The sequence below is a fragment of the Microbulbifer aggregans genome, assembly GCF_020524005.1.
Classification (GTDB): domain Bacteria; phylum Pseudomonadota; class Gammaproteobacteria; order Pseudomonadales; family Cellvibrionaceae; genus Microbulbifer; species Microbulbifer aggregans_A.
Map to the genome: position 1 here is coordinate 626337 of NZ_JAIVKK010000003.1, position 13392 is coordinate 639728.

At 55.5% G+C, this 13392-nt stretch carries 9 protein-coding genes; 6 read left to right on the forward strand and 3 right to left on the reverse strand.

Annotated features, from left to right (window positions below):
* Positions 1 to 28: 28 nt before the first annotated feature.
* Positions 29 to 1261 carry an ROK family transcriptional regulator gene (locus LC093_RS07510; RefSeq protein WP_226663769.1) on the reverse strand — a complete coding sequence of 411 codons (1233 nt, stop codon included), beginning with the start codon at positions 1259 to 1261 and terminating at the stop codon, positions 29 to 31.
* A gap of 236 nt (positions 1262 to 1497) precedes the next feature.
* On the opposite strand from LC093_RS07510, the gene LC093_RS07515 reads away from it, so the two are divergent.
* From LC093_RS07515 to malT, 6 genes are all read left to right on the forward strand, one after another.
* Complete coding sequence (locus LC093_RS07515) at positions 1498 to 2586, forward strand: substrate-binding domain-containing protein (protein WP_226663771.1); 1089 nt, start codon at positions 1498 to 1500, stop codon at positions 2584 to 2586.
* A gap of 99 nt (positions 2587 to 2685) precedes the next feature.
* On the forward strand, positions 2686 to 3654 hold the full coding sequence (locus LC093_RS07520) for an ABC transporter permease (RefSeq protein WP_226663773.1): 969 nt from the start codon (positions 2686 to 2688) through the stop codon (positions 3652 to 3654).
* Positions 3651 to 4427 (forward strand): ATP-binding cassette domain-containing protein, encoded by a 777-nt coding sequence (locus tag LC093_RS07525; RefSeq protein WP_226663775.1) that lies wholly within the window; start codon positions 3651 to 3653, stop codon positions 4425 to 4427. The genes LC093_RS07520 and LC093_RS07525 overlap by 4 nt, the downstream gene beginning before the upstream one ends.
* Before the next feature lie 26 nt (positions 4428 to 4453).
* Entirely contained in the window at positions 4454 to 6115 is a 1662-nt protein-coding gene (locus LC093_RS07530) for a glycoside hydrolase family 3 protein (protein WP_226663776.1), read from the forward strand.
* A gap of 385 nt (positions 6116 to 6500) precedes the next feature.
* A complete protein-coding gene (locus tag LC093_RS07535; protein ID WP_226663778.1) occupies positions 6501 to 8684 on the forward strand; it encodes a carbohydrate-binding protein in 2184 nt (727 codons plus the stop codon).
* A 310-nt stretch (positions 8685 to 8994) separates the two neighbouring features.
* A complete protein-coding gene (malT, locus tag LC093_RS07540; RefSeq protein ID WP_226663780.1) occupies positions 8995 to 11721 on the forward strand; it encodes an HTH-type transcriptional regulator MalT in 2727 nt (908 codons plus the stop codon).
* Between the two features lie 32 nt (positions 11722 to 11753).
* On the opposite strand, the gene LC093_RS07545 is transcribed toward malT, so the two are convergent.
* Together LC093_RS07545 and LC093_RS07550 are read right to left on the reverse strand one after the other, a co-directional pair.
* Positions 11754 to 12716 (reverse strand): histone deacetylase, encoded by a 963-nt coding sequence (locus LC093_RS07545; RefSeq protein ID WP_226663782.1) that lies wholly within the window; start codon positions 12714 to 12716, stop codon positions 11754 to 11756.
* Entirely contained in the window at positions 12713 to 13183 is a 471-nt protein-coding gene (locus tag LC093_RS07550; protein ID WP_226663784.1) for a hypothetical protein, read from the reverse strand. The genes LC093_RS07545 and LC093_RS07550 overlap by 4 nt, the downstream gene beginning before the upstream one ends.
* Positions 13184 to 13392 lie beyond the last annotated feature (209 nt).

A 13392-nucleotide genomic window follows, 5' to 3' on the forward strand; every position in this document is an offset into this window, starting at 1 on the left:
ACGCGTTTCGTAACAAAAGATTATCTGATCAGGCGTACACCAGCTCCTGCAGTTCGGTGACCTTCGCCACACCGTCCATCTCGATAGCACTGGTACCTTCAGAGCTGATCGCGGAATAAACGGGCAAGGTCGCCGCACCCCTGAGCGCCATGTTTTCCATTCTGGGCGCGCGGATAAAACGCGGAATTTCCCGCTCGCCATACTGGGCAACAGAGGGGATAAACGGGCGCAGGCGACGGATGTACTGATCGATAAACCAGTCAGGGATATCTCCACCGAGAATCACGGTCTGGGGGTTCACCAGGTTCTCGATCATGTTGAAGCCGATGCGCATGGGTTCGCTCATCTGCTGGAACCAGTCATCCAGTACGGCCTTATGCTTTTCCGGGTCAGCAAGGATTTCGCCCCAGTCCTGTCCGCGCTTGATCTTGCGCCCCAGCGTTTTCGCCAGCGACCCGAGTGACGCGTACAGATCGAGACACCCGTGACTGCCACACACGCACTGCTCACCACGCTGATCCACGATGATATGCCCGAGCCGGCCGGAAATGCCGTTGTACCCACCAAACAGCTGGCGATTGAAAACAATACCGGCCTCCAGACTGTCGCCGAGATGAATATAGACGAAGCTTTTCAGGTCCCGCGCGGCACCATAGAGCATCTCCGAAGCGGAAACCGCGGCAGCAACATTTTCACACGCCACCGGAAAACCGGTTTTCTCCACCAGAAGACGACGCACTTTCTGGATATGCAAATCACTCATCAACCCAGCCTGCTCCGCCTTGCGCGGATCGCGACTGAACGACTGTGGAGGCGGCAGCACCAATCCTATTCCGAGCACGCGCTCACGCGGCGCCCCTGCCCCCTGCAGGCAAGCATCGGCTATCTGGGCCAGGGTATCGGCCAGAGCTTCCGGATCCTGGTCCGGCTTGGGGAATTGCCGTACGGCAATTTCGTCACCGGCGATATTGTATAGCCCGGCTTCTACGCCATTATTTTTTACCCGCAGGCCGATGGTAAAGGCCCCCTCCGGATTGAGATCGAGCATCTTTGACGGCTTGCCCACCCCCTCGCGACGAATACCGGTCTCGTGGATCAGCCCCGCTCCGGCCAACTCCTCCGTCAGATTGGAAATAGTCTGCTTAGTAAGCTCGGTACGCCGGGCAATTTCTACACGGGAAATTGGCCGCGCCGTCGTAATCAGGTTCAGTACCAGCCGCAGATTCGACGTCTTGCTCTGCTTGGAATTGTTTCCTCTCAAACCAATCTCCGTTCCTTAAGTAGGTGGAAAACCTTTGTCATTGCCCGGGTCAATCGCCACAAGCGCCCTTAAGCCGCACTTATCGCAAATTAGCCGCAGCATAAAACCCCCAAACCATTTAGTCAATTTGTTTGACTTGAAAAACTGGCATCGCCAATAATGGCTCCACTCCATCAGGGAAAGGCCGACCAAATACCATATAGGTACCGGCCGCAGATATGGGAAAAATAACAACTATGTACAAACAAATGGTTCTCTCCGCACTGCTCGCCGGGCAACTGGCCAGCGCAATGCCCACACTGGCTGAGGCTCCCCTGCGTGGCCCGCTGGGTAATCCTGCGGTCAACGCCGAGCAGATTGCCTTACAGCCGGATGAAGTCGCCAAGGTGCGTGGAAAAAACTACAAGGCCGCGCTTGTCTGGCACGGCTCAAGCAACTGGGTAAATGCACTCTCTGAAGGTGCGCGCGACATATTCAATCAACTGGATATTGAAATCGTTGCCGAAACCGATGCCCAGTACGACCCGGCCAAACAGGCCGCCGATATCGAAAATATCATGGCGCTGAAACCCGATATCGTGTTGTCCCTGGTAATCGACAGCACCAGCGCCGCCAACAGTTACCGGGCTGCCGTCGACCAGGGCAGCAAGCTGGTACTGCTTTCAAACCCGATTCGCGGTTTCCAGCCCGGTAAGGATTATGTCGGTATCGTTACCGACGATATGCGTGGCATGGGTATCGCCGCCGCAGAAATGACCCGCGATGCGATCGGTGGCCGCGGCGCCATCGGCATGATCTACCACGATGCCGACTACTTCATTACCAATAACCGCGACCAGGCTTTTCGCGATGCCATCCAGACAGGCCAGAACAAGAAAGACCTAAAGGAAACGGGAGATATCCACATCGCAGTGGAGCGAGGCTTCACCAAGGAAAGTGAAACTTCCAATATTGCTTCCGCTATGGTGCTGCAACACCCGGAGCTCAAGGCGATCTACGTCGCCTGGGATGCTGCCGCAGAAGGTGTAATCGAAGGACTCCGCTCCATGGGGCGCGGTGATGTGAAAGTAATCACCCACGACCTGGGCGCAAACAACCTGGTAGATATGGCCATGAATGGCAGCATGTACGGCACGATCGCGGATCGCCCTTATGAAATCGGACAGGCCATGGCACAACTGGGCGCCTACGGTCTGATCGGTAAGCCGGCGCCAGCGTTTTCAGTAGTCGGATTCGACAAAGTCCAGCGGGAGAATATCCGCAGTATCTGGTCGACCGCCTATCGCACAGAACTACCCGTATTGCTCGATCGGGCGCTCCAATAAATTCATAAAACCATTTAACAACACCATTATTTAACAACAATAACGCGTAGCGAGCGGTACCAGTCTGCGCCAGAGTCACCACTTAGTCGGGGTCGAAGCATGTTAACTTCGCTGAAGTCCAGCAACTGGCTGTCTACCAGTACCCTCATTCGCAGGGAATATTTTGTCTACTATGTTTTCTTTCTGGTACTGCTGTTTTTCACCATTACATTGCAGGAATCTTCCTTTTTTTCGCTGACGAACTTCATGAATATTATTCGTCAGACAACCCCGATCACGATCATGGCCATAGGCCTCACCTTTGCCTTGGCCGGAGGGCACATTGATCTTTCCATCGGCTCAGTCGTCGCACTTTCGGCACTGGTGGCAGCTGTTCTGATGCAGCTGGTACCAATGCCAGTTGCCGTGCTGGGTGCACTCACTGTCGGGGTTGTAATCGGCCTTATCAACGGATTGTTGATCGAATGGCTGAAAGTCTCCTCACTGCTCATCACCCTCGGCACAATGGGTGTAATCACCGGTCTCTCACGGCAGATCACCAATCTTGAGTCAGTGCCCATCATCGACTCAAGCTTCAACTTCCTTTTCGGTTCCGGCAGCTTTGGCCCGGTATCCATCCTGCTGGCCTGGACCATAGTGGCATCACTACTCGGTTATGTACTACTGCGCAAACTGCGCTACGGCCGCCACCTGCTCGCCGTCGGCGGCAACGAAAGTGGCGCGCGCGCCATGGGTATCAACACCGTAAAAATACGCATTGCATCCCTGGTAATCGCCTCAACTTCCGCCGCCATTGCCGGCCTGCTGTATGCCGGACGACTACACGGCGCGCGCTATACCCTGGGGGAAGCCGACCTGCTGACGGTCATCGCAGCGGTTGCCATCGGTGGCACCAGCCTGTTCGGTGGTCGCGCCTCCATTATGGGCGCAGTGATTGGCTCCTGGCTGATGGGGCTGATTAATAACGGTTTGATCCTATCCGGTTTTTCCACCAACGAACAAATGATCGCCCGCGGACTCATCCTGATCGTTGCCGTGGCCATCGGTGTGAAGGAGCAACAAAAATGAGCAACGACCAACTGAAGCAACCCGCACTGACCGTAAAAAATATTTCCAAAAGTTTTGGCGGTATCCAGGCCCTGAAGAATGTCAGCTTCAATATCAATAAAGGGGAAGTCGTTGCACTTCTCGGTGATAACGGCGCTGGTAAATCAACACTGGTTCGCTGTGTTTCCGGTATTCATCCACCGGACAGTGGAGAAATCCTCGTCAATGGCACCAGTGCAAGAATCGACTCTCCCCAAGATGCCCGCGACCTGGGGATCGAGACTGTATTCCAGGACCTGGCCGTCATTCCCGAGTTCGATATTACCGCCAACCTGTTTTTAAACCGGGAAGTCCTGTCGAAAAACCCGTTACTGCGTTTGTTCGGGTGGCTGGATGACAAGTCGATGCAAGCCACTGCCAGCCGTTCGCTGCAACGCCTGAACTCCAGAATTCCAAATCTTGGTGAAGCCATCAACAAACTATCCGGCGGCCAGCGCCAGGCTGTCGCGATTGCGCGCGCAGTGAATAGTGGCGCAGATGTGGTAATCATGGATGAGCCGACCGCAGCGCTTGGTGTCGAGCAGAGCGCACAGGTAAATGACCTGATCAAACTGATCAGCTCACAGGGGGTGGCGGTGCTGTTAATCAGCCACAACATGCAACACGTTATGGAAACCTGTGATCGCGCGGTCGTGTTGCTGCGAGGAGAGAGTATCGCCGACGTCCGTATCAATGAAGTTTCGCCGCGCGACCTGGTGGGCTTTATTACTGGCGCGCAGCGCCTTAGCGCCTGATCGAATGGTATGGAATGGAGTACACGATGCCAAAGGAAACCAAGAAACGCGTAAGTACACTGATCCAGCATATGTCACTGGCAGAGAAAGTCGGTCAGCTGTTTGTTCTGGGATATGCCGGTAAAGACACCGAATATGCAAAAACGCTAGTGCGCGATCTACACGTTGGCGGTTTTTACCTGACCCATGACAATGCCGAGACGCCCCAGGAAGCGTTCCAGCTTACTTCCGTGCTCAATTTTGAAGCGCAACTTCGCGCCTGTGATGCGCCACTGCTACTGGCGGTGGACCAGGAAGGCGCCTGGGGGGTATTGGTTGAGCACACCACCACCGGGCCCGGCAATCTCGCACTCGGATCTGCCGACAATCCTGACCTGACGGAACAGATGCACCAGGTGCTGGCTCGTGAGATTCACACGCTCGGTTTCAATTGTATTCTCGGCCCCTGTTCCGATATCAACAGCAACCCCGACAACCCGATCATCGGCGTGCGCTCATTCGGTGAAGAAACTGGCAAGGTTGCCGCCCATGTTGGCGCCGCTGTGACCGGGTTACACAGTGGTGGCGTCGTATCATCGGCGAAGCATTTTCCCGGCCACGGCGATACCGGAGAAGACAGCCACCGCCTGCTGCCCACCGTAGAAAAAAGCTGGGATGAGTTGCGTACAACGGACCTGGTTCCCTTCCAGGCGGCGATCGACGCCGGTGTGGACCTGGTAATGACCGGACATATCCTCTACCCAAAGATCGATCCGGACAACCCGGCAACGCTGTCGAAAAAAATCCTGCGGGATATTCTGCGTAAAAAAATGGGTTTTGACGGCCTGATTATTACAGACAGCATGAACATGTGGGCCATGCGCAAAAACTACGCCCCCGATGCAGCTGCAGTACGTGCACTGGCCGCCGGCGCTGACCTGATCATGCTCAGTGAGGAACACTACGAGAATCAGCGTGGGGGCTACAAAGAGACCCAGCGTGCAACTATCCACGGTGTCATCCGTGCCGTTGAGCGCGGTGAACTCGCGGAAAAGGTGATCGACGCAGCGCTAACCCGAGTGCTCAGCATCAAATACCAGCGCGCGGCGTTTACCCCTCCGGTACAGTTGGAAGCCAGTAAACTCCAGATGCGTGAGCATCGGGAGATTGCCGAAAAATCCGCTGGCGAGGCAATAAAAGTGCTGCGTAATCGCGCGGACCTGTGGCCGCTCGGGGGTGACGAATTTACCCTGGTGGGCGCATCCAACCCGGCGATGCACCAGCGGGTAATTGACACCCGGGGAATCGGTCCCAACGAACCCCTGGCCGCCTTTGAAGTGTTCAAGCAGGAGTTGAAAAAACTCAACAGCCGTTTTGTGGAAGTCAGCTATGACCTTCTGGACACTTTACTAGCCCCCGACAGCCGGGCTCGTATCAAGCTGCCTCTGGTGATTGTCACTGAAGATTATCCACTACCCGGATTGGACTATGACGCCGAACAGCAAGCTGAAATCGTGCAACGGGCAGTGGAGAAATTTGGCGATTCCGTGGTGGTAGTTGCGCTCAGATCGGACTACGAACTACAACGGTTCACCAACCTGTCTACTTACGTATGTGCGTATTCCAGCCGCGCGTGCAGTGCTCGCGCCATCGCGAACTTATTTTCCTACAGCGTGGAACAGCACTACGAAGTATCAAGTTCAGTCTGAAGAAACCACAGATTTCATGTAACCCGTTGTGGTGGTCGGATGTGGATGTCCGGCCACTCACAACTGACACGATATTTGCACTCTGAAGATTTTCACCTTCCTCCTGGAAGTGGATAAAGGTCAGAAAAAACGCGCTGCACAAACGTCTTCTATATCACCTGAAGACAAAGTTGCCCTCCGCCTCCGGCCATTCACTTAGCTCCCCTGACCGAACCCAACGATTTACCGCCCTGGCGCCAAATACCACTCGCCCACCACTTTAGTCAATTTATTTGACTATTTATTTTGAACAGCATAACTTTGGTATCAGCCGCCTCGCTGTACCCAATCCCCGGGTAGACGGCCAACAACAACTCACAGAAAACATCTAAGAATAAGGATCACTATGAAAGCCAAACACGCACTTGTAGCGGCTGGTATATGTTTATCCGCCCACTCTGTCGGTGCTTCAGCTAATGGCGGCATGCAGGATTTTCTCGACACCCTGCGTAATTTTGAATCCGGCATCAACCCAGCTCTCGCCGATTTTTACCTGCAAAACCTGGACAACGCGGTATACACCTATGCACAGGTTACCGAGCCGGGCCATATCGTTCGTGACTGCGCCACCGGCAGCATGATTCCAGAGCCGACAACCATCAATCAGTTCTTCGCCAAGCTTGGTATTGATGATATTTACAACTCTGCGACCCCGTACGATGCCGATATGTACAAGGCCATGCAGTACAACTCTACCAATGCCTGGGGATTCGTCGGTTACCAATTGGGTGAAGCACTGCTGATTGATTCGGGTTACTACAGCCCGAAAACCGTCACTGTCGACGGAACAGAATATGACAGTTTTTATATTTTCCTTGATGACAGTGCCTGGATTGGTTGCGAGACTGAAGCTCTTGCAGAGATACCGGGCTCCGGGGGCAACTACGTTCTTTCCACCGATATCAACCGCTGGGAAGGTACATTCGTAGGCAAGAACGGCATCAACACATTTGAAGACCTGAAAATTCCCGCAAAACAGGAACTGGTTATTCGCGATGCTATGCGATTCAACTACAACGTGATGAGCCAGCTACTCGAAGACGCCAACATGACCTGGGGGCAGGCTCTGGCCAAGAGCTGGGCCGGCACCGATGAAAATGGGGATCCAGTCCAGGTACAGGCCACCATGTCCGGCCTGTTGGCTGCCGCTCACCTCCGTGGAGCCTGGGGTGCCGGCGCTCTGCTGACGAATGACTCCATCACCTGCGACGAACTGGGTACCTGTATCACGACTTACGTACACAAGTTCGGCGGGTTCAATACGCTGTTCGATACACCTGCCGATGAAACCATCCAGGGCTCCAGTTACGATGAAACCCTGTCCGCCGGCTGGGGTAATGACTCTGTTATCACCGGCGGCGGCAGCGATGTCATACTTCTGAACGAACAGGCCGGCTCGACGACGACCCTTACCGACTTCACTGTCGGTGATGACCGAATCATCCTGCGAGACTGGGTCGCACAATCTCCACTTTCAGGACTCGTTGTAAGCGATACATCGGAGGGCGCGCAGCTCCAGTTCTCCGGCCAGACTATCGTGATCAACAACACCACCGCCGCTCAGGTAAACGCCGACGTTTCAGCGGTCATCGTCAACTCCGACGTATACACCATTGCCTGGAGCGGCACGCAAGTGGCCAGCGGCTTTGATCCCTCTGTGGATAAAATTCGCGGCTCCGCGGGCATCGGTTTCAAACACCTGAAAGCCTACGAAAGCAACGGGTCTCTGTTCGTTGGCGTGCAGGCCGCAGACGGTGGCATTTACAGCTATATCGAATTGCCCGGGCTTACCCTCGGCGACCTACACGGAGGCATGTTTGACAATGTGACCGGCAGTTTCGACCGCCTCGGTTACATTGTGTCCCTCGGTTGGCAAACGTGGGGCTGGAATATGGTGGTAACCGTAAACAGTTTTGACGCGAGCAAAACTGAAATTAGCCTTGGGGCCTTTTCCTACAGCTTCAGCGATCTCATGTTCACCCAGGAAGGCGATGACACAATCATATCCCTGACGCCCGCCGCTGCCGGGGGTGACAATAAGCAGGTGGTACTGGTCGATACTCAAGTCACTGACCTGACCGCTGATAATTTTACCGGCGTTTCCGGCAGTTTCGGAGATGCGACAATCGATGTTCCCGTTTTTTATGACATCACCGTCAGTGTCTCTGGTACCGGCGGCAGTATCTCGCCGGCGCCGGACAGCAACAATGTCATTTCTGCGCGCGGAAATAGAGATTTCACTCTGACGTTTGTTCCGGATAGTGGATACCGGGTAGCCAGTGTTACGGTCGACGGCGTAGCTCAGGCGGTGGAAGACAGCTATACGTTTACCAGCCTGGCATCCGCCCATACCGTGGTCGTGACTTTTGAAGAAGGTGATACCTGCCCCGCGGCCTGGGTTTTGGGAACGGTCTATGTGACTGACGACACAGCCTCCTATCAGGGCACAATTTACCGAGCCAAATGGTGGACCAACAATAATGTTCCTACTGACGGCGACCCCTGGGAAGCGATCGGTGCCTGTGAATAAGTGATTGCCGAGGCCGTATATTCTGGCGGCCTCACAACGACCAAACAGGCCCATCCAAACTGATCAGAGCCCGTGTAGCAATACACGGGCTTTTTTGCTTTTCTCACTGATACCTGTTTACGTCTATACATTCCACTCACAAAAGACCGACCAGTTTTCCTCTCCCTCCCCTCACTACAGTGGCTTCACACACTCGCAACACAATATATCGCTCCTCCCCCCGCAGGGAGGAGGCAGGTGCAACGGAGCCAGGGCACACTAACGTAGTACAATTGCGTCTACCTGAAAGCCCGCGGAAACCGTCGAGACCATGCTTCTAGCCTCCAAGTACAGCCTCCCCGATTGCCCCGAGCACACCCTGCAACGCCAGCGCCTGCTGAAGCGGCTGGAGGAAAGCCAGAGTGACCAGCTGTTACTGGTCACCGCCCCCGCAGGCTATGGCAAAACCACTCTGGTCGCCTCCTGGGCGGCAGAGCAGGACAGCCCGATCGCCTGGTACTCGCTGGATGCCGGCGACAACGAACCCGGTCAGTTCTGCCGCTATCTGGTGGAAAGCGTGCACCGCGCCACCGGCAATGGTGTTCCGGAAAGCCGCAAAATGCTCGCGGCCCAGCAGATGCCAGACCCGGCGCTGGTTATCAGCCAACTGCTCGCCGAACTGCGCCACCTGCCTAGCGAGCTGCGCATCGTTCTCGACGATTATCATCAGATCGACAACCCCGAGATCCACGACACCACCCGCTTCCTGTTGCGGCATGCGCCCGCGGGTATCGGCGTGGTGATTACCAGCCGCAGCCAACCCCCTCTCGGCCTCGCCGCCCTGCGCTTACAAGGACGGCTGCTGGAGCTGGGCAGTGAAGAACTCGCCCTCACCCAGGAGGAAACCACACAACTGCTCGCCCAGCGCCTGCCGTTTGCCCTTGGCAGTGATCGCGTTGCCCAACTGCACCAACTCTGCGAAGGATGGCCCCCGGCGGTACAGATGTTTGCGCTTTCGGTACGCAGTCAGGAAGAAGTCGACCGCTACCTGGGCGAACTGGAGCAGGGCCACGGACATATCCTCGATTACCTGGCTGAAGAAGTGCTGGAGCGACTGGACCCTGAGCTGCGGCAGTTGTTGTCCCACGCGTCCATACTCACCCGCGTCAACGGCCTGCTGGCCGAGCGTCTCAGCGGTCAGAGCGGCGGCCAGCAACAACTGGAACTGGCTGCCAGCCGTGGCCTCTTTCTGCAGGCCATGGACTCCAGTCGTCAGTGGTTCCGTTTTCACCCGGTATTCGCGCGCTTCCTGCAACGCCAGCTCTCTGATAGCGGGCAACTTGCACAGCAACACCAGATAGCCAGTGACACCTGGCAGGAGCTGGGCCAGCCATTGGAAGCCCTGCGCCACGCCTTGGCCGCAGAGGATCGGGAGCGGGTACGCAAACTGCTCGACGAGCAGGGTGAACAGTTCCTGCGTGAGGGTCAGTTCCGGGTATTGAATGACAGCCTCAGCTGGCTCGGCGAAGACCAGCTCAAACGCCATGCGCCCTTTACCCTTCTCGCCGCACGTCTGGCTCGCGACAGCTTTGACTACGAGCGCTGCAACAAACTGCTGGCGGCCGCGGAACGCTGGCTGCAACAGGAAGACCCGGAGCAATGGGATGCTTTCGAGGGGGCCTTTGCCGCCATGCGCGCACAGGTATCCGTGGCCCGCGGACAGATCCTCAAGGCCAAGGAATACGCCACCGAAGCCCTCGACCTGCTCCCGCTGGACAACGAAAGTGAACGCATTGCTGCCCAGCTGGTGATCGGCGAGACCAGTTTCTGCCTCGGTGAGCTGGATCAGGCGATGCACAATATGGAAGTGGTGGAGCAGGCCACACTCGCCCGTCAGGATATCCCCAGTGCGGCCTGGGCCATGTGCCAGCAAACCGAGATCGCGTTTGCCAAGGGCTTGCTCAAAAAAGCCGCCGCACTGCAGGCTCGCGCCCAGCGCCTGGTGGAAGAACACCACCTGGTTGGCCTGCCGATTTCCGAATTCATCTGCCGCCTGCAAGGGCAGCTGCAATGGGAGGCCTGCGACCTGGACGGCGCTGCCGAGTCTGCGCGCCGCGGTATGCAGATCAATCGCAAGATGGGCGAACGCTGGTTACTACCGGAATACACTCTGCTGTTGAAAGTGGCACTGGCACGGGGAGACAAAGATGAGAGCCTGGAATGGCTCGAGCGGGTCGACCAGCTGCTCGCCGGTGAACACTACCACCGCGACTGGGTGGCGAATGCCGACGCCGCGCGGATGCGCGTATGGCGAGCGCTGGAAAACATCGATGCCATTTCCAGCTGGCAGGAACAGGCCGTGCCAGTAGCCGACCGCCCCAGTAACCATTTTGAACAATGCCACGGCCGCAACCACGTGCGCGCACTGATATCCCTGCACCGCTGGTCCGATGCCAATCGCCTGCTGAGCCGCCTGCAGCAGGTCGCCGAAGACTGCGGTCTGGTGACCGATCAGCTACGCAACCGGGTACTCGCTGCCCACCTGGCCTGGCTGCGGGAACGCCGCGAACCGGCGCTCGAACACATGCGCGCCGCGCTCACAATCCTGCTGGAAAGCGACCTGATCGCCAGCGCCCTGCAGATCGGCAAGCCACTCATCGTGATATTGAAAGCGGCTCTGGAAGAAACCGGGGAACAGGCTCTCGACGAGGCCCGGGCAGAGAAGGCACAGCAGCTGATCAAACTGGCCCAGCAACAACCGGAGCTGGGTGGCGGTATCCGTATCGAGCTGGACGAAACCATCGTACGCGAGATTCTCGCCAGCGATGCGGTGCCTGATTTCCTGCGCCACTCACCGCTGACCCCAAGGGAATGGCAGGTACTGAATGCCATTCACTCCGGCCTCTCCAACGAGCGTATCGCCCGTCATTTCAAAGTGGCCCCGAGCACCATCAAGACGCATATCCGCAGCCTGTACCAGAAGCTGGATGTGAAAGACCGCCAGCAGGCGATTGCGCTGGCGGAGCAGTTGTTGAGGTCAGTGCAAGACAAACCCTGAGAAAAGAATTAGAACCAAATTTTTCCCGCAACTTAATGAGAAAGAACCTCTTGGACCGGGGACCCCGCAGAGGGGAGCAGTTCTGAGCAGGCGGATATTGCAGCTATCACACTATCTGCGCTACCACTGGAATAGCCGCCACCACCGAGGAAAACTGCGGGAATCGAACGATCGCTCAGCGCTTGGAGTGTCAACTTTTCCCGCTCAATGACATCCTCAGTCGTCAGGCAGAGACCACCCAGCTTATCGCTCGTAAGAACATCCGTTCCGGCAACGACAAATGCCAATCGGTAATCGCTGGCCAATTTACCTAAAGCTTCACTATATTTCTGCAAGTAATGCTCCCCCTCACTACCCGGGGGGAGAGGTACAGGAATATCTACTCGATCACGGGTATAGCTGGACATGGGATAGATACCGGCGTTGTAGATATCCAGCAGGGTCACCCGGTCGTTGTCCATAAAGGTATAGGCGTTACCGTTGCCGTGGTGGGCATCGGTGTCGATGATCAGAACTTTATCTTCGGCAGAAAGGAGGCCACGTTTTACCAGTTGCTGGTGACAGATACCGATATCGTTGTAAATGCAAAAACCTTCCATATTCTGGGGCATGGCATGGTGGTAACCGCCCGAAAGATTCCAATAAATGTCATCGTGGCTTAACGCACTCTCTGCCCCAAGCAGAGTTGCGGCAACGCCCCAACGCATCGGAGTGAGAATTTTTCTATCCAGGTAGGAAAACCCAATAAATGGAATACGGGGAACCTCTAGAGCCTGCAACACACCGTTTTTGTTCCTGACTCGGTGGCGCATGACCCCGGAGAGAAACTCGTCTACCACTTCCATGCTGACCGGTGACAATGGCTCAACGAACTGGATGTTTGGCTTTTGGCTCAGTGCGTCATAAATAGCTCTGAACTTTGTCCCGTCGAATGGATGCAAATAATTCAACAGGCCAAGTTCAATATTAAAGTTTTTACTATATATAACGTTCACGCGATCTCCCGACCAGTAACAGAAAGTTCTCTTGCATACCGGAGAACTTCACTCGGCGTCCAAATACCAAGCCCCAGTACTCCCCCAAGGCGGCCGTACTCTCGAGCACTAGGCTTGAAACTTGGAGTCTTACCACAAGCGACTTTGAGGCACTCAGCCACAACATGGGAGCAGTTATATCTGGCAAGTTGATATCTGGGGACATTCGATATTAACTCAGCGATGAATTTCGACAGACCTTCTTCATCTACGCGTTGAATAGTAACAGTAATCGGCTGCCTCCCTCCTTCGGATAAGACATCTTCTTTCAATGCCGTCATAAACTGTCCTGGGTGACTTCGCTTGATTTTAAGATCCTTTTTACCCGCACTATCTTCTGGCCAAAAGCTGACGTAATCCGAACCGAAAGAAAGGGACGCGTGCCCTACCATATTGCCTAGGGGTAGCCAGACATGTACTTTCAACATTATTGCCTCCTTGCAAATCAACGTCTAATCCACAAATGAAAGACCCTGAAGCATAAAGAGCTGCCTCCCCCCCTTCAATACACCCCACCGGTTATTGAAGGCACCCAAGTGCCATTTACAACAACCTCTGTGTTTATCCTTTTGCATTACCAATATTTGCACCCGACTCCATAGTCAAGGTGTATCAACCTCCTGTCCAACGCTGCCCC

Excerpts from the sequence above, each read along its gene's own strand:
- LC093_RS07515 (WP_226663771.1), top strand. The coding sequence starts at position 1,498 with ATGTACAAACAAATGGTTCTCTCCGCACTGCTCGCCGGGCAACTGGCC.
- LC093_RS07520 (WP_226663773.1), top strand. The coding sequence starts at position 2,686 with ATGTTAACTTCGCTGAAGTCCAGCAACTGGCTGTCTACCAGTACCCTC.
- LC093_RS07525 (WP_226663775.1), top strand. The coding sequence starts at position 3,651 with ATGAGCAACGACCAACTGAAGCAACCCGCACTGACCGTAAAAAATATT.
- LC093_RS07530 (WP_226663776.1), top strand. The coding sequence starts at position 4,454 with ATGCCAAAGGAAACCAAGAAACGCGTAAGTACACTGATCCAGCATATG.
- LC093_RS07535 (WP_226663778.1), top strand. The coding sequence starts at position 6,501 with ATGAAAGCCAAACACGCACTTGTAGCGGCTGGTATATGTTTATCCGCC.
- malT (WP_226663780.1), top strand. The coding sequence starts at position 8,995 with ATGCTTCTAGCCTCCAAGTACAGCCTCCCCGATTGCCCCGAGCACACC.
- LC093_RS07550 (WP_226663784.1), bottom strand. The coding sequence starts at position 13,183 with ATGTTGAAAGTACATGTCTGGCTACCCCTAGGCAATATGGTAGGGCAC.